This window comes from Neorickettsia helminthoeca str. Oregon (assembly GCF_000632985.1).
Taxonomy (GTDB): domain Bacteria; phylum Pseudomonadota; class Alphaproteobacteria; order Rickettsiales; family Anaplasmataceae; genus Neorickettsia; species Neorickettsia helminthoeca.
On sequence record NZ_CP007481.1, the window covers coordinates 599,232 to 617,255 of the forward strand.

At 43.8% G+C, this 18,024-nt stretch carries 12 protein-coding genes and 1 tRNA gene; 1 reads left to right on the plus strand and 12 read right to left on the minus strand.

Features of this window, described 5'->3' with window-relative positions; genetic code table 11:
- Positions 1-20 precede the first annotated feature (20 nt).
- Positions 21-2,498, plus strand: a complete 2,478-nt coding sequence (locus NHE_RS02840; protein WP_232214963.1) for a DNA polymerase — start codon at positions 21-23, stop codon at positions 2,496-2,498.
- Positions 2,499-2,597: 99 nt separating this feature from the next.
- Here NHE_RS02840 and NHE_RS02845 read toward each other — a convergent pair whose 3' ends face one another.
- The 12 genes from NHE_RS02845 to fusA all read right to left on the minus strand — a co-directional run bounded on the left by NHE_RS02845 (position 2,598) and on the right by fusA (position 18,021).
- Positions 2,598-3,422 (minus strand): cytochrome c oxidase subunit 3, encoded by an 825-nt coding sequence (locus tag NHE_RS02845; protein ID WP_038559791.1) that lies wholly within the window; start codon positions 3,420-3,422, stop codon positions 2,598-2,600.
- 26 nt (positions 3,423-3,448) lie between these two features.
- Positions 3,449-7,576: a DNA-directed RNA polymerase subunit beta' gene (rpoC, locus tag NHE_RS02850; protein ID WP_038559794.1), complete on the minus strand. Its 4,128-nt coding sequence runs from the start codon at positions 7,574-7,576 to the stop codon at positions 3,449-3,451.
- A 42-nt stretch (positions 7,577-7,618) separates the two neighbouring features.
- Positions 7,619-11,695 (minus strand): DNA-directed RNA polymerase subunit beta, encoded by a 4,077-nt coding sequence (gene rpoB, locus NHE_RS02855; protein WP_051579629.1) that lies wholly within the window; start codon positions 11,693-11,695, stop codon positions 7,619-7,621.
- A gap of 41 nt (positions 11,696-11,736) precedes the next feature.
- Positions 11,737-12,147, minus strand: a complete 411-nt coding sequence (locus NHE_RS02860) for a ribosomal protein L7/L12 (RefSeq protein ID WP_038559800.1) — start codon at positions 12,145-12,147, stop codon at positions 11,737-11,739.
- 36 nt (positions 12,148-12,183) lie between these two features.
- Positions 12,184-12,714, minus strand: coding sequence for a 50S ribosomal protein L10 (rplJ, locus tag NHE_RS02865; protein WP_038559803.1), 531 nt, complete (start codon positions 12,712-12,714; stop codon positions 12,184-12,186).
- 10 nt (positions 12,715-12,724) lie between these two features.
- Complete coding sequence (locus NHE_RS02870) at positions 12,725-13,354, minus strand: uL1 family ribosomal protein (RefSeq protein ID WP_038559806.1); 630 nt, start codon at positions 13,352-13,354, stop codon at positions 12,725-12,727.
- On the minus strand, positions 13,351-13,782 hold the full coding sequence (locus NHE_RS02875; protein WP_038559809.1) for an uL11 family ribosomal protein: 432 nt from the start codon (positions 13,780-13,782) through the stop codon (positions 13,351-13,353). The genes NHE_RS02870 and NHE_RS02875 overlap by 4 nt, the downstream gene beginning before the upstream one ends.
- 31 nt (positions 13,783-13,813) lie before the next feature.
- Entirely contained in the window at positions 13,814-14,329 is a 516-nt protein-coding gene (gene nusG, locus NHE_RS02880; RefSeq protein ID WP_038559812.1) for a transcription termination/antitermination protein NusG, read from the minus strand.
- A gap of 15 nt (positions 14,330-14,344) precedes the next feature.
- Complete coding sequence (gene secE / locus NHE_RS04555) at positions 14,345-14,521, minus strand: preprotein translocase subunit SecE (protein ID WP_084473283.1); 177 nt, start codon at positions 14,519-14,521, stop codon at positions 14,345-14,347.
- 10 nt (positions 14,522-14,531) lie between these two features.
- Positions 14,532-14,604 (minus strand) — tRNA-Trp (locus NHE_RS02890).
- A 19-nt stretch (positions 14,605-14,623) separates the two neighbouring features.
- The gene (gene tuf, locus NHE_RS02895) at positions 14,624-15,910 is read right to left on the minus strand and encodes an elongation factor Tu (RefSeq protein WP_038559816.1); all 1,287 of its coding nucleotides are present in this window, start codon (positions 15,908-15,910) and stop codon (positions 14,624-14,626) included.
- A gap of 29 nt (positions 15,911-15,939) precedes the next feature.
- Positions 15,940-18,021 carry an elongation factor G gene (gene fusA, locus NHE_RS02900; RefSeq protein ID WP_038559818.1) on the minus strand — a complete coding sequence of 694 codons (2,082 nt, stop codon included), beginning with the start codon at positions 18,019-18,021 and terminating at the stop codon, positions 15,940-15,942.
- Between the last annotated feature and the right edge of the window lie 3 nt (positions 18,022-18,024).

Consider the following 18,024-nt stretch of genomic DNA (forward strand, 5'->3'; position numbering starts at 1 on the left):
GTAGAATCTCTGGATTGACAGTGACTTACACTACCCACATGTCTGAGACCTTGATGATTATCGATGCCTATAATTTCTTATTCAGTGCTTACTTCGCTTTACCTAATCTGACACACAACGAACTGCCTGTAGGTGCGGTATATGGTTTTATCAATATTCTTCTGAAACACTTGAGAAGTAAACCAGACTATTTAGTGGTTGCTTTGGATACTGGTAAGTCGACTTTCCGGGAAGTGCTATATGATGCTTACAAAGCGAATAGGCCCCCAGTCCCTGGGAACTTGACTCCACAATTTTCTCTATTGAGGGAGTGCATAGATGCCCTCAATTTGAACTCATTGGAGGTACACGGATTTGAGGCTGATGACGTAATTGCAAGTTTAGTAAAAAAATTCCAGGGAAGTGACTTGAAGATTGTCATACTGTCTACGGATAAAGATCTAATGCAACTTGTCAATGAAAACGTATATATAGTCAATCCTATAAAAAACAAAATCATCGGAACAAATGAAGTCAAGGAGAAGTTTGGAATTTTCCCTATTCAGATTGCGGATTTTCTAGCACTTATCGGAGATGCATCTGATAATATACCAGGAGTCCCAGGAATCGGAATAAAAACAGCTGCAAAATTACTTAATACTTTTGGTTCAATAGATAACTTCAAAATCGAGGAAATTTCACCATCAAGAATCAGGGAAAATCTACTTAGATACAGCGACCAACTAACTCTGTCAAAAAAACTGGTCTCACTTGCAGACAATATAGAAATCAAACACTCTCTACACGATATCCGATATAACTCCCACAGTGATGACAAACTATTGCCGTTCTTGCAGAAGTATGGGTTCAGGAATCTTATTCCGAAGCTCATAAAAAGCGTGCCAGAGAAAAAAATACACGTCGGAAGTCATGCTCACATACTAGACAGATTCATTACAAGTGTCCTATACGAAGGAAAAATGACCATCTATCAGGATGGTGAATATATTATCTTCAGTACACAAGAAGCCCAGTTCACTACAAAGGAATGTCCTGATAGCATAACAACTCTACTGGAAGATCTATCAATAAAAAAAATCTTTCATAGCGGTAACCTAGCACTTCCACACCCGTCTAATGAGTCATTCGAAGATCTGAAAATCATGGCATACACTCTGAACACTCTAAATACTAGCCTAGAACATCTCTTTTCAGAGCACCTGAAAGAAACCTCGCCGGAAACATTTCCTTTGAAGATGGAAAGACTATATCTGGAGCTGGTCAAAAAAATGATCAGGGAAAAGGTGTGCACACTATATTATAAAGTCGATAAACCACTGATCAATATTGTAAAAAAAATCGAAAATAATGGTGTACTTTTAGACATAGAGTACCTCAATAATCTTTCAGAGGAGATCTCGACTGAACTGCAGAGAATAGAAAAAAATATCTTCGATATTGTTGGTGAGAGGTTCAGTTTGGCATCGCCAAAACAGCTGAGTGAAATCCTATTCGAAAAAATGAAGATACCAGTCCAAAAAAAACTGAAAACAGGATTGGCAAGTACTGATGGAGAAGTATTAGAAAGTCTAAGTATACAAGGCTATAGAATTGCAGATGAATTGCTCAAATGGAGACATAATATCAAACTGAAAAGTGCCTATATCGATCCCCTAATCAACAGAATAGAATCCGGAGAGCATAGGGCAAATAGAATCTCTACAACATACTCGACAACACTCACGTTGACAGGTAGACTAAGCTCATCAAATCCAAATTTACAGAACATCCCACGCGACGAGAATATACGTAGGATTTTCATTACAAGGAAGGATCATACTTTCATATGCGCGGACTACTCACAAATTGAACTAAGGATCCTAGCACATATAGCGAATGTCACAAAACTGAAAGCCGCTCTGATGAGTGGAACTGACCTTCATACACTCACGGCGAGACAGATTTTTAAGACAGATAACATCACACCGGAATTGAGAAACAGAGCCAAAGCGGTAAACTTCGGGATAGTATATGGAATAACAAACTTTGGTCTTGCAAAGCAACTTTCCATATCAAAAGAGGAGGCCACCTTGTACATAGCACAATATTTCGAGGAGTACCCTGAAATCAAGGAATACATGCGTGCGACAAAAGAAACAGCCAGGATAAACGGTTACGTCAAAACACTGATGAACAGAAAATGTCCCATCCGAAATATAAATAGTACCAACTACGCACTCAAAAGCATCGCTGAAAGATCTGCGATAAATGCTCCAATACAAGGGACAGCTGCAGATATCATACGAAAAGCAATGATCGCAATAGCTGAAGAATCAGAGTTACTTGAATGCATGGTGATGCAAGTACACGACGAGCTTATTTTTGAAGTGGAAAAAAATATGCTTCACAAATTTGCCTTGAACATAAAGACAAGGATGGAAGAATCCCCACAGATCTCGATGCACGTAGACCTAAAGTGTGGGACAAGCTTGGGTAAACTCGAAAGCCTACAGCTATAGCTCAGAAGCAATATCTGAGACCATCACAGGAGCCAAGTTCGAGCGAGGACCCCCGAGTCGACGATCCTCTCGAACCGAGCCAAAGGCCACGTAGACAAATTAAATCACGGTACTCAGCCAGTAGAGGATAGTGAAAAGAAACAACCACACTACATCTACGAAATGCCAGTACCATGTAGCGAACTCAAGACCTAGATGATTCTCAGGGGTAAACTGTCCGGCCTTAGCACGGAATAGACAAACCGCTATGAAAATCGTACCAATAATGACATGAAGTCCATGGAATCCAGTAGCTAGGTAGAAATTAGATGAATAAATAGCTTTATAACCTTCCTCACTCAATGAGAAAGTAGCATGATAATACTCGTATCCCTGTAAGCAAGTAAAGACTAACCCCAACAGCATAGTATATAGGAGACCTCTTACCACGCTTTTATTATCACTTTTTAGCACTGAATAGTGCGCCCAAGTCATAGTCGCACCTGAAAGCAGTAGAATCATTGTGTTCAAGAATGGGATGTTCCAGGGATTCAAAACTGTGATACCCTCACCCGGCCAAGTCAATCTGGTAGTAGGCCATGGGCCATCCATAACATACGCTGGATCGAGCCACGCCTTGAATAGAGACCAGAAAAACGCGAAGAAGAACATCACCTCAGAGAAGATCAATAGAATCATACCGATCCTGAGACCACGGCGCACAAGTGGATTATGTGCTTTATCGACTATCCCCTCGGAGACAACATCCCTCCACCAGCAGAACAAACAAAGCAACAAGAGAAAAAGAAAGGAAAAGAAAGAAAGTCCACTGTACGGAGAAGAACGCATCAAAAATGCAGCGGACGTAACTACACCACACGAAGCCGCAGAAGTGAAAATAGGCCAGGGACTAGGATCCAATATGTGGAAACTGGTTTTGCTCATACCAACTATACCTCACAATTCAAAAATCACACAGAAGCAATATCATCACCAAGCTCGACAGAGGCCTGCCCATGCTGCTCTTCACTAGCAAATTGATGCCTCAATTTATCAATAAAATATCCAGCACCAACAGGCAGCAACCTACCAGCTATTATATTCTCCTTTAGGCCTCTCAACCTGTCAACTTTACCTGCAACTGCAGCCTCAGTGAGAATCTTTGTCGTTTCCTGGAAAGAAGCGGCAGAGATGAATGATTCCGTTTGTAGACTTGCTCTGGTGATTCCGAGTAATACAGGGGTATACGAAGCGCATCTCAAGCCTTGCGTGGCTATTACTTCATTGATTTTTTCCACACGGGACTTTTCGACTTGCTCACCTACGAGGAGCGTAGTATCACCAGCATCGGTGATCTCCACCTTTTGGAGCATCTTTCTAATAATAACCTCTATGTGTTTGTTATTTATCTTCACGCCTTGCAGTCTATAGACCCTCTGTATTTCGGTGATCATGTATTCAGCAAGTGCTTCTAGTCCTAACACCCTCAAGATTTCATGTAAATCCGGATCTCCATCCATCAGTGGCTCACCCTTTCTTATAAAATCGCCCTCACTGACAATAAGATGTCTTCCTTTCGGCACCAGATATTCATACACCCGCTGGCTGTCTTCGCGTGATCTAATAAGAACCTTTCTCTTGGATTTGTAGTAATCCTTTGCGAACTCGACATAACCATCGACCTCGCTAATGACCGCGTTGACCTTCCCTTTTCTAGCTTCGAACAGCTTAATTACCCTAGGAAGACCTCCTGTAATATCACGAGTCGTTGTTGACTCCTTGGTAATTTTCGCAATTATATCACCTGCTTCAACCATATCCTCGGGAGAGACATTGAGGATTGCCCCGAGTGGCAATAGATAGATCGCTTCCTTGGACTGTTGCCCAGTAGCTAGGCTACCATCGGCATTTAAGATCTCGACGCGTGGGCGCAGATTAGAAGCCGCTTCACCTTGCTTCCAGTCGACAACGGTCTTGTTTGAGATACCAGTATTCTCATCCTGAATCTCGTTGTAAGAGACACCTTCGATCATATCCGCATACGAAACCTTACCTGAGGCTTCTGAGATAATTGGGACGGTATATAAATCCCAATCTGCTAATTTTTTACCGATTGGTACCATATCCCCTTCTTTTACGTAGACTGTACCACCGTACTGGACTCTTCCTTGAAAGTGTTCTATTCCCAATGAGTCTACAAGCAACAACTCGAACGACCTGCTTAAAACGATATAATTTCCATCGCGATTTGTGATCAGGTTTGCGTTTACGAACTTGACCCTACCGCTGCAGAAAGCAACCATACTAGAACTCTCCACCCTACGGGTAGCGGCGCCACCGACGTGGAACGTTCTCATTGTGAGCTGTGTACCTGGTTCGCCAACAGACTGAGCTGCGATCACCCCCACTGCTTCCCCGAGTGAAACTAACTTCCTATTGGACAGATCAGCACCGTAACATTTCCTACATATACCGTATTTACTCTTACAAGTCAGCACGGAACGAATTCTCACAGAATCTATTCCAAGTGACTCTATCCTTTCTATAGATGCATCATCGAACATCTCTCCAGCCCGGACTATAGTTGAGCCATCGGATGGATCTACTATATCCCCGGCTGAAACTCTGCTAAATATGCTATCGCTGAGTGGCATGATAACGACACCACCTTCGATGCTAGCACGCACCATCAATCCGTCTGTGGCACCACAATCCTCCTCGACAATGATGGAATCCTGCGCAACGTCGACGAGTCGGCGAGTTAAGTATCCAGAGTTTGCAGTTTTCAATGCGGTATCAGCCAATCCTTTACGTGCACCATGCGTGGAGTTAAAATACTCCAGTACGCCCTGACCCTCTCTTAGATTCGATATGATTGGGTTCGGAATGATTTCACCGGAAGGCTTAGCCATCAAGCCTCTCATACCGGCCAGCTGCTTGATCTGGGCGGCTGAACCTCTTGCTCCAGACTGCGCCATCATAAAGATTGAATTCATTTCCGCGACATTTTCATACACCGAAATTCCTTCCATCATATCCTTCGCGACGATATCAGTACATTTCTGCCATGCATCCACCACTTTATTGTATTTTTCGTGTTTAGTTATAAGACCTTCTTGGTACTGAAATTCATAATCTTTCACTTCTTCGTTGGTCTTTCTAACGTGCTCAGCTTTAGTAGCTGGAACTACCATATCATCTTTACCGAATGAGATACCCGACAGAGTTGCATATCTGAAACCTAATTCCATTATTTTATCAGCGAACTCGACCGTCTTACCATGACCGCAAATCTTGTAGACCAGGTCAACTAGATTACTGATGTCACGAACAGTAAGCATCGTGTTAACACTATCGAATGGTACACCCTCAGGCAGTATTTTCAGTAGCTGCAATCTTCCAAAAGTGGTGGTATAGAGGCGCGATTCACCATTAAATTCGAGCTGACACCTAATTCTTGTATGTAGCGCGATCTTTTTATTAACGAACGCATGTTCAGCCTCCCATGGAGCGCAGAATACAGTTGGATGTACTTCTTGCGACTTTTCTTCCAGGCTCAGGTAGTACACGCCCAAAACGATATCCTTGGACGGCACGATAATCGGGCGCGAATTTGCAGGATTCAGGATATTATTCGTCGACATCACCAATAGACGTGCTTCAACCTGCGCCTCTATTGATAGTGGCACGTGAACTGACATCTGATCACCATCGAAATCAGCATTGAAAGCCGTGCAGACTAGTGGATGCAACTGAATTGCCTTTCCTTCTATCAGAACCGGCTCAAACGCTTGGACACTTAATCGGTGCAGAGTAGGTGCTCTGTTCAGGAACACAGGATGCTGATGTATAACTTTAGCCAAGACATCCCAAACCTCAGGCTGTTCATTTTGGACCATTCTACGTGCGGTCTTTATTGTAGGAGCGATACCATAGAGCTCCAACTTTGAGTATATGAAAGGCTTAAAGAGCTCCAGTGCGATTTTCTTAGGCAAGCCGCACTGATGAAGTTCCAACGCCGGACCCACGACGATCACTGATCTTCCGGAATAATCGACACGCTTTCCGAGGAGGTTCTGCCTGAATCTCCCTTGTTTTCCCTTAAGCATATCGCTGATAGACTTGTAAGGACGCTTATTACTACCTTTGATTATTTTAGTACGTCGCCCATTATCGAAGAGTGCATCTACGGCCTCTTGTAGCATCCGTCTTTCATTATTGATTATAATACTCGGAGCTCTTAGATAGATTAAGCTTTTCAATCTATTGTTTCTATTGATGACCGACCTATAGAGTGCATTCAGATCGGAGGTTGCGAACCTACCACCATCCAGCATAACCAGAGGTCTGAGATCTGGCGGCATGACTGGGATCACATCTAATATCATATCCACGGGCCTGCTATCAGAACCGAGGAATTGTTCCACCAAGCGCAGAGTCTTTATGATTTTCTTCTTTTTCACCTCTGAGTTGGTACTTGCAGCTTGAGAGCGCAGTTTAACGGCCATCTCCTCCAAGTTCAGGGAGGCGAGCATGTGTTTTATAGCCTCGGCACCGATCATTGCAGTGAACGAACCTGCACCATATTCGCGGATTGCCTCAGAGTAGCTTTCGTCGGTGATTATATCATTCTTATTGAACGCTGTAACTCCAGGATCTATAACCACATAGGACTCGAAATATAATATCTTTTCTACGTTTTTGAGAGTCAAATCCAGCAGGGTACATATCTTTGACGGCAAAGATTTCAGGAACCAAATATGCGCAACCGGACTTGCCAATTCTATATGTCCCATCCGCTCGCGACGCACTCTAGAGGAGGTGACTTCTACGCCGCACCTCTCACAGACAACACCGCTGTACTTGATCTTCTTGTATTTACCGCACAAGCACTCATAACTTTTCGTTGGCCCGAAAATTTTCGCACAGAACAGACCATCCCTTTCTGGCTTGAAGGTTCTATAGTTAATGGTTTCGGGTTTAGTCACCTCACCATAGGATAAGGCTCGTATCTTATCTGCGCTAGCAAGAGAAATCTTAATGCTATCGAAGTCCACAGACCCATCAGCGCTGCGATGAAAACTACTGAAATTTTTCATAAAAACAAAAGAACTCTACTCCAGAAACCCAACTTCACTATTTTATTCTACATCAAGGAAAGAACGACCTTTTTTCTCCGAGAGGGAACAAAACTCCACATTCAGACATAAAGCTCTGAGTTCATTCATCATTACGTTAAATGACTCAGGAATGCCATAATAGAAATTATTATCACCCCTTACTATCGAGTCATAGACATTCACACGACCGACGACATCATCGGATTTGATAGTAAGCATTTCCTGCAGAGCAAAAGTCGCGCCGTAGGACTGGAGGGCCCAGCATTCCATTTCACCGAACCTCTGTCCCCCAAAGTGGGATTTACCACCGAGCGGCTGTTGCGTTATGAGGCTATAAGAACCGATAGAGCGGGCATGAATCTTATCATTTACTAGGTGATGGAGTTTCAGCATATACTTACATCCGACAGTCACTTTCCTATCGAACTGCTCCCCTGTTACGCCATCGTACAGCACTTCCTGACCTGAAGGATCCTTACCTGCCAAGATTAGGAGTCTCTCAATCTCGTCTGTCTTTGGGCCTTCGAAGACAGACGCCGCAACTGGGATACCCTTCCTCAAAGACTGAGAATAATGCAGTACTTCATCATCGCTCATACCCTTTAGTATAGCCATCATTTTCTTATCGTTCTTGTAGATTTCGAAAAGTAATGATTTCAATTCAGGAAAATTATTCTCATCGAGGAGTTTACTTACCTTCTTCCCAAGATTATAAACCGCCCAACCGAGATGGGTTTCCAATATTTGTCCGACGTTCATTCGCGAAGGAACACCAAGAGGGTTGAGGATGATATCTACTGGGGTTCCATCGGACAAGTAAGGCATATCTTCAGCTGGAACTATCCTTGAGATGACACCCTTGTTACCGTGTCTACCTGACATTTTATCCCCAGGCTGGAGGGTGTGTTTAACAGCGACGAACACCTTTACAACCGTCAGGACACCTTGTGCCAGATCGTCATCGCCACGAATCTTCTCAAAGTTTTCCTCGTAGACCTTATTTATTTCCGCAGAACGGTCCACGAATCTCTGTCTTAAAAGTTTTATTGAGGCGATACCCTCGACACTCAGCTTCCACCAATCCTCTCGATTTATCGACAAGAGTGCAGTTTCAGTGATGACATCGCCTTCAGATATGCCATTAAGGCTATTCAGTGCGACTTTACCCACCAGCATCTCCTTAAGAATCGAGTAGATGTAATTCGCAAGCACCGTAAGCTCATGATCACGCTTTGCCTTCTCGGAATCTACAGCCTGTTTTTCTATCAACAGCGCCCTACCGACCTTTTCTATACCCCTGCGCTGTAGGATTTTTACATCCACCACACAACCTGACACCCCTGGTGGCAGATACAAAGAGGAATCCTTCACATCGATTGCCTTTTCACCAAAAATGGCGCGAAGCAATTTTTCTTCAGGCGTTACAGGGGAGCTACTTTTAGGCGTCACCTTACCCACGAGTATATCTCCTGACTCGACACTTGCCCCTACACAAACTATACCGAATTCATCCAGGCTATGCAGGAACTCTTCAGCTACCCCAGGGATATCTCTAGTCAACTCCTCAGGACCGAGTCTTGTATCGCGAACAATACACTCAAATCCTTCCAAATGCACAGAGGTAAAGATATCATCCCTGGCAACGTTGCTGGAGATGACAATAGAGTCTTCGAAGTTGTAACCGCGCCAAGACATGAACGCTACTATCAAATTCCGGCCAAGAGCGAGCTCGCCTTGTTGTGTAGCGGGACCATCGGCAAGAATATCACCCGCTTTGACGCGCTGACCCTGGTATACAACACATCTCTGATGAATACATGTATTGTGATTTGACTTCCTGAATTTATGCAACATGTATGAATCGATCCAAAAATCCTCCTTAGATTCGGAAGCAACGACTATATTTTTTGCATCGATATACTCAACAACACCAGCACGTTTTGCCACTACTACAGCCCCGGAACCACGAGCAACATAGCTTTCCATACCAGTACCAACCAGAGGAGCTTCAGGCACCATAAGAGGCACAGCTTGTCTCTGCATATTGGAACCCATCAAAGCTCTATTTGCATCGTCATTTTCCAAGAACGGTATCAAAGAGGCGGCAACTGATACAATCTGTTTTGCCGAGACATCTGCGAACTGGACTTCATCCCGGGGAATAAAAACATTTTCATAATTTCTCCGACAGTAGACAAGATCGTCTAGTATATAGCCATCATCATCGACTCTGACACTGGCCTGACAAATATTTGCCTTGATCTCATCAATCGCGGATAGGTATGTCACTTCATCCGTGATCTTACCATTTCGAACATAGCGGTAAGGCGTCTCTATGAAGCCATACTTATTGATTTTTGCATATATAGCAAGACTATTTATCAGACCAATTGTAGCGCCTTCTGGTGTTTCAGTTGCACAGATCCTACCGTAGTGCGTAGTGTGTACGTCACGCACTTCGAATCCTGCTCTGCCTCTATTTAATCCACCGGGCCCTAATGCAGATATGCGTCGCTTATGTGTGATTTCGGATAAAGGATTTGTTTGATCCATGAACTGAGAAAGAGCTGAAGACATGAAAAATTCCCGTATCACAGCACCAAGAATTTTGGAATTTATCATATCACACGGCATTACTGTATCGAAATCAGCTGTAGCCATATTTTCGATAATGACCCTTACCATTCTCACCAGCCCTACCCTGAACTGGTTATCCATGAACTCACCGACAGATCTGACGCGTCTATTTCCCAGATGATCAATATCATCGACATCTCCAACATCTCTCTGCAAGTTCATTAACTCCTTGATGGTACAGAGGATGTCTTCTTTTGTGAGGACAGTTAAGTTTTCATCGTGATTCAGGTTGAATTTTGCATTTAATCTGACCCTACCGACGTTCAGAAGATCATATCTCTCAGGGAGGAAGAAGAGTGACTCAAAGAGCTTCTCCGCGGACTCGACCGAGGGAATCTCGCCTGGCCGTACGACTCTATATATGGATAGCATCGCTTCCTCGTACGAGCAATCATATTGGAGAACTGCATTGAACATGTAATTCCCTTTGAGATCCACTAATTTGAGCAAGTCGACGTCCAAGAATTCCGTTTTCGCGATATGTTCTTTTGTCAACTTTGTTCCATGCGGAAGAAGGAATTCCCCCTTAGTGGAGAGCAGATCGTCAGCAAGGTACATATCCTTCATGACCTCGACGTCCATGAAGTAGTGACGAAGACCCTTTGCATACAAGCTTTTAGCAAGAGCTATAGAGACTCTACTACCCTTCTTCAGAACCACTTCACCGGTGTCAGTGTTGATGAGGTCGTATTGCAGTCTCACGCCCTTGAATTTCTCAGGAACGAAAAGACTCACCCACTTACCATCCTGGGTGCGACGACATTCGGTGATTTCGCAAAAACAGGAAAAGATCTCCTTATTTGACAATCCCAAGGCTCTCAAAAGAAAAGTGACAGGAAGTTTTCTTTTTTTGTCTATACGAAAGTACAGAATATCTTTAGCATCGAATTCGAAATCCAGCCACGATCCTCTATAAGGTATAATACGAGCTATGTAATTAAGTTTTCCCGAAATGGACTTCGCTTTGTCGTTATCGAAAAATACCCCTGGAGCTCGATGCATCTGTGACACAACAACGCGCTCGACACCATTTATCACAAACGTACCATTCTTGGACATAATGGGTATATCACCCATATATATTTCCTGTTCTCTTATATCTTTTATCGAAGGGCTACTCGGATTCTGCTCAGACTTAGCTGATTTCTCAGATGAAACAACAGATTCATCTGCAAAAACGACCAATCTAAGTACTGCTCTGAGCGGTGCTGCGTAGGTGATACCCCTCTCTATACAGCCATATTCATCATGCTTTGGCTCACCTACTCTGCAGCTAACAAACTCCAGCGAAGCCCTTCCGTACCCATCGCTTATAGGAAAAACAGAAGCAAAAATATCCTGTATCGAAGAAATGGAACCTCCGCCTCCTATAAATGAAAAATACGAATCCTTTTGAACTTTTACCAGATCAGGAAAGTCAAAGAGCAACTCATCAAAATACAACCTGCGAAATCCAGACATAGCAGAAAGAGAAGAAGGAAGATAAAATTCAGTCAGGGATTCTACTCTCCTTTCAGTTCGGATTCACATTCAGCATCCTTTAGGACTTTTGCATAGGCATCAGCCTTTTCCTTGGTCAGCCCCGATAGGACATCCACAGGGACCGCATCAACCTTATCTTTAAGTTCTTTCAAGCCCATATCTTGACCCAATTCCTGTTTAAAGATAGTCTTCAATGCTTTGATAGCATTAGTTTTTTTATCGCCATAGCCCTTCAGGATGAGCGTGAATTTAGAAGCTTCACTTTTCTTTTCGGTGACTTCTGCAGCTACTGGAGCTGCTGATGCAGCAGGCGCGAAAGACACATCTGGCAAATTCAACACTTTTTTCAATTCAGCAGCCAGCTCAGCCGCTTCAACTAGATTCAAAGACAAAATCTTCTGCGCTATTTCAGAACACTCAACTTTAGACACAAAAACCTCCAAAATAAAATAGGTAAGGACAGACCCTCAATCAGCAGTACTAACAGTACCACCTTTTACGTAAGAATCAAAATATCTGACGAGCAGATTAGCCGGCCCATTTAGAGCATCCACCAATGCGGCCGGGACGGAATTTATAGCATTGACGAGAGCTGCATAGATACAACTCTCATCTGGCAGCGCTGAAAAATCCTTCATCAGTGGAAGAGTGAACGAGGTAGTATCATATTTCCCACCGAGAACAGCAAATCTTTCCTGACCGTAGTCCGTGGAGAACTTGAATACACACCTTAAGAATTCGGGGACATTCTGGTTACAATGAGCAAAGGCTACGCTTCCAGCAAGATACTCGGATAGGAAGGACACGCCAGAATTAGAGATAGCAATTCTTGCAAGAGAATTCTTCACGACATTTATGTTTCCCCCGAGATCCCACAACTTTTCCCGGAAAGAAAATATTTCGTGACAGGCGAGGGAAGACACCTTAATAACTATCACAACTCGCTGCTGAAGAATCGATTCAAGCTTTCCGAGAAGATTAGATTTCCTTTCATTCATAACAACACTACTACAACGCGCTAAAATCTATGAAGTATCCGCTCCCCATGGTGCTGCTGAGACTGATACTATTTATATAATTTGACAGACTCACACTCTTCGGCTTGATCGAGAAGACAGATTCACAAAAAACCTGAAAGTTATCACGCAACTTATCAAAGCCCATGCTTAACTTACCAACTTTACAGTGGAGAACCCCCGCCTTATTACTTTTAAAAATCGATTTACCCGAAAGAAGCGAAGAGACAGCATCAACCACGCTGTCTGTGACGAGACCATATTTACTATCAGGCATTAGACCCCTTGGACCTAGAATACGCGCCACTCTACTAAGTTTAGGCATCATAGCGGGAGTAGATACGGAATACTTATGCCCCCTCACTAATGATTTCTTTGACTTTATCGACTCCATTAACTCCTCTCCCCCGCAAGAAACCTTATCACCGAAACTATGCAGGGCAGCAGTATCACCTGAAAAAACCAGAATGCGCCCAAAATCAAAAGAGTGATTGAACACGCAACTTCCCTTGACTGAATCAGTTGAAACAAAATGAACTGCGACATCAAGGGCCTCATCAAATTTATGCTCTTTCTGCATTATTTCTTTGAGAGCTACATCAATACTGAGAACTTCCTTCATTTCAAATCTCCTGATATCTTTATACCCATGGATGACACCTTACCTACAACGGTACGCATTGCGGCATTAAAGTCCCTAGTATTCATGGAAGACATTAACTCCTGCGCCATTTCGGAAATCTTCTCCCGATCGATGTAAGCAAGTATATCCTTACCAGGAGCTGAAGAACCCTTCTCAAACTGCAAGAAAGATTTAACAACATCCGTGGAACTTCTTCCTTTTACTTGAACGTCAAAGGTCTTATCATGATACAACAGAACCCTCACTCTAACATTACCACTTCCATAAGACCCTGTTAGCTCATTACAAGCTTGACAAAACTTCATCAGATTAATCCCCTTTGGCCCAAGAGACGACGCTATAGCCGGGGTAGGTGAAGCCTTCCCTGCAGGAACCCGCAACTTCAACCGAGCAACAACTTTCTTCATATAACAACACAAAACAACACAAAATCCTACGCTAATCAACCAATTTGAGCTGATCTAAACTAAAGGAAACCACTACATCCTGCCCACAAAAAACTATTCTCACTTTCGCCTTGGAATGTTTTTCATCGATTTCATCGACCTCACCTACACAAGACTCGAAATACTCACATAAGATTGCGACTCGAGATCCGACGACAATCTTGTCTCCCTCAGAAACGAACTCGGCAGAAGTCATAAACTCGCGCATTTCATCGATATCGTGATCGGTCAAGAATTTTGGAGAACCAGCCTGGTTAAGAAACTTACATGGAATGCCGTACAAACCACGCATAGTAGAGACTTCGTTGAGGAAAGTCGAACCTGGTGCAACCTTTACGAATACATATCCCGGGAGGAATCTTTTAGAAGAGGGGGTATCAAGCTTAGCTAAGGCAGGAGAGAACACATCGACCACCACACCTGCACATCGACTCCTGATTAAATCGCATACCTTGGACTCAGTACCAGATCTAACCTGCAGAACACACCAGCCACCATTAGAATCCATACAAATCCACAAAATCTAGTAAAAAAACTGAACCACCGAGAAAGCGATATAATCGACGAGTGCAAAAAGCAGAGCAAAAACGGATGTAAGCACCACGACGAAAGCAGAAAAAGAGAATACCTCCTTTCTGGACGACCAAGCCACACATCGAAACTCAGCCAAAACACTACGAAAGAAATTCATCCAAAACATACTAAAAAAACAGGAGCGATAGGACTCGAACCTACAACCGTCGGTTTTGGAGACCGAAACTCTACCAATTGAGCTACGCTCCTAAAATTTAGCTCTTACCTATTACGTTACTTTATTAAACCTAAATAGCTTTGATATTTCCTCATCAGTTTTGGAATCCATAATTTCCAGCACTTGTCCAGCGCCCACAGTCACACCGCCCTCCCTGATGGCGAACCGCGAACCTTTTTCCATCGCAATTGGATTTAAGAGTTCCACAAAAATTTCCAGATCGTCGCCCGGCATTACGATTTCCACCCCATCAGCAGGTAGATATGCAGTACCAGTAACATCAGTGGTACGGAAATAAAATTGTGGTTTATACCCAGAAACGAAACCGGTCCTTCTACCACCTTCTTCCTTCGTGAGAGTGACAATCCTAGCCCTAAGCCTCTTATGAGGAGTTATTGAACCAGGCTTACAAAGTACCTGCCCCCTGCATACATCCTCTCTCTTAGTGCCACGTAGAAGGACGCCCACATTGAACCCAGCCTCGCCCTCTTGAACAAGCTTATTAAACATCTCGACGCCAGTACAAGTAGTCTTTTGAGTATCTCTTATACCAACGATTTCAACTTCATCACCAATTTTAATCCGTCCGCGCTCGATTTTACCAGTGACAACAGTCCCCCTTCCGGAAATAGAGAAGACGTCTTCAATCGACATAAGGAACTCACCATCGACGGCTCTATCCGGAAGATCGATATACTGATCACACGCAGCTAACAATTTACGAATTGATCCTTTTCCTAGATCAGTATCTTCACCATTTAAGGCTGCCAGCGCGGATCCCCTGATTATTGCTGGATTACTTCCATCATCATTATCTGCAGGCAACACGAATCCATGAGAAGCTAAAAGATCTTTTATATCACCCTCAACCAACTCCAGAAGCTCATCATCAAGATCAGGCGAATCGCACTTATTGATATACACAACAATACTTCCGACACCAACCTGTTTTGCGAGAAGAATATGTTCCTTTGTCTGCTGCATGGCACCGTCAGTCCCAGCCACAACAAGAATCGCGCCATCCATTTGCGCCGCACCGGTGATCATATTTTTGATATAATCTGCGTGACCTGGGCAATCGACGTGCGCATAGTGTCTACTTGGTGTTTTATATTCGACGTGGGCGGTCGAGATGGTGATACCCCTCTGTCTTTCTTCAGGCGCTTTATCTATATTATCATAAGCCCTGAACTCGGATTCATAGCCACCACCTTCTTCTGCGCAAAATTTAGTGATCGCCGCAGTAAGAGTAGTCTTACCGTGATCAACGTGTCCTATAGTTCCTATATTTAAGTGCGGCCTATCATTAACGAAAACCTGCTTCTGCTTAACAGCCATCTTTACATCTCCTTATTACTTCATAACATCTAACTCGCAACACGCTTCTCAACCAGCTCTGCAGCTATATGATCAGGCATCTGCGCATATTCCTTAAATTCCATCGAGTAATTTGCGCGCCCCTGAGTAGACGAACGCAGATCCTTTACATATCCGAACATCCTCGACAGCGGTACGACACCCGAAATAACTCGGGCATTACCTTTTGTCTCCATTTCAGATATCTTCCCTCTTCTACTGCTCAGGTCACCGATAACTGTACCAGTATACTCCTCGGGAGTGATTATTTCAACTCTCATTAAGGGTTCCATGATCTTAATTCCGAGCTTTTTGGCAGCTTCTTTGAAAGCGTCCCTAGCTGCTATCTCGAATGCAAGGACGCTCGAATCCACATCATGGAACGCCCCATCCAGCAACGTGACCTTGAATCCAATGAGTGGATAATTGGCAAGCAATCCCTTGTTCTTCACTGATATTAATCCCTTTTCGACACCAGGGATATACTCCTTAGGTATCGCGCCGCCTGTAATTTTGCTTTCAAAGAGAAACTCGCCCTCTAGGTAAGGCTCGAACAGCATTTTCACCTTTGCGAACTGTCCTGCACCACCAGTTTGCTTTTTATGCGTATAGTCTACCTCATAGGACTTTGTAATTGTCTCCCTGTATGCGACCTGTGGATCACCGACATTTACATTTACATTGAACTCACGCTTCAAACGATCCAATATAATTTCCAAGTGGAGTTCACCCATTCCTCTGAGGAGGGTTTGCCCCGTTTCTTCATTACTTGCAACCTTCAAGGAAGGATCTTCAGCACACAACCTACCCACAGCGAGAGCCATCTTTTCCTGTTCAGCAGCGGACTTAGGCTCGATCGCAATCTCGATTACTGGATCTGGAGCAGAGATCCTTTCGAGTTTCACCAGATTCTTCCCAATTGCACATAGAGTATCACCTGTACTAGTATCCTTGAGCCCGGCCAGAGCTACTATATTTCCAGCCATCTCAGTCTTTATATCCTCCCGCGAATTAGCATGCATCAGGAGCATTCGACCTATTCTCTCCTTGGAGTCTTTAGTCGAATTTATAACTGTATCAGAGGCACTAAGGATGCCAGAATATATCCGAACGAACGTCAATGAACCAACATAGGGGTCATTCATGACCTTAAAAGCGAGCCCGACAAAAGGCTCATTTGGATCAGGTTTGATAGCAATCTTGTTTCCATTTTCATCTTCACCAGTGATCTCATGGACATCCAAGGGGGATGGAAGATAATCAACTACGGCGTCGAGTAATGTCTGGACCCCCTTATTCTTGAACGCAGACCCGCACAACACCGGAACAAAATGACTACTGATAGTACCAGCACGAATCGCAGATTTTATTTCAGCCTCAGAGATTTCCTCGCCACCGAAATACCTTTCCATGAATATATCGTCGGTTTCGGCGACCTTCTCCAGCAACTTTTCGCGGTACAAAGCGGCCTTCTCAGCGAGCTCAGACGGGATTTCTCTATATTCAAATTTTGCCCCAAAATCATCTCCATGCCAGTACACGGCCTGCATTTTTATCAGATCTACAACTCCGACAAAGGACTCAGATGATCCGATGGGAAGCTGCACTATTATAGGATTAGCGCCGAGCTTATTCACAATCATATCAGCGCACCTATAGAAATCAGCGCCTATCCTGTCCATTTTATTCACAAAACACAACCGCGGGACATTGTGCTTATCAGCCTGTCTCCAGACTGTCTCAGATTGCGGTTCGACTCCAGCAACGCCATCGAAGACTGCTACTGCACCATCAAGAACCCTGAGAGAGCGCTCAACCTCTATTGTGAAATCGACGTGACCTGGGGTATCAATTATATTGATCTTTGCGCCATTCCACCAGCAGGTTGTCGCAGCGGACGTGATTGTAATGCCCCTCTCTTTTTCCTGCGCCATCCAGTCCATAGTGGCTGCACCTTCATGGACCTCGCCGATTGTCCTATTGACACCGGTATAGAGCAATATCCTTTCAGTAGTAGTCGTCTTTCCTGCATCTATGTGAGCCATAATGCCTATGTTTCTTATTTTTTTCAATTCACTTAATGCGACTGACACAGA

Bases quoted from the DNA above. Each gene is read 5' to 3' on its own strand.
- secE (WP_084473283.1), bottom strand. From the start codon at position 14,521: ATGTTTTGGATGAATTTCTTTCGTAGTGTTTTGGCTGAGTTTCGATGT.
- NHE_RS02870 (WP_038559806.1), bottom strand. From the start codon at position 13,354: ATGAAGGAAGTTCTCAGTATTGATGTAGCTCTCAAAGAAATAATGCAG.
- rplJ (WP_038559803.1), bottom strand. From the start codon at position 12,714: ATGAATGAAAGGAAATCTAATCTTCTCGGAAAGCTTGAATCGATTCTT.
- tuf (WP_038559816.1), bottom strand. From the start codon at position 15,910: ATGGCTGTTAAGCAGAAGCAGGTTTTCGTTAATGATAGGCCGCACTTA.
- NHE_RS02875 (WP_038559809.1), bottom strand. From the start codon at position 13,782: ATGAAGAAAGTTGTTGCTCGGTTGAAGTTGCGGGTTCCTGCAGGGAAG.
- rpoB (WP_051579629.1), bottom strand. From the start codon at position 11,695: ATGTCTGGATTTCGCAGGTTGTATTTTGATGAGTTGCTCTTTGACTTT.
- nusG (WP_038559812.1), bottom strand. From the start codon at position 14,329: ATGGATTCTAATGGTGGCTGGTGTGTTCTGCAGGTTAGATCTGGTACT.
- rpoC (WP_038559794.1), bottom strand. From the start codon at position 7,576: ATGAAAAATTTCAGTAGTTTTCATCGCAGCGCTGATGGGTCTGTGGAC.
- NHE_RS02845 (WP_038559791.1), bottom strand. From the start codon at position 3,422: ATGAGCAAAACCAGTTTCCACATATTGGATCCTAGTCCCTGGCCTATT.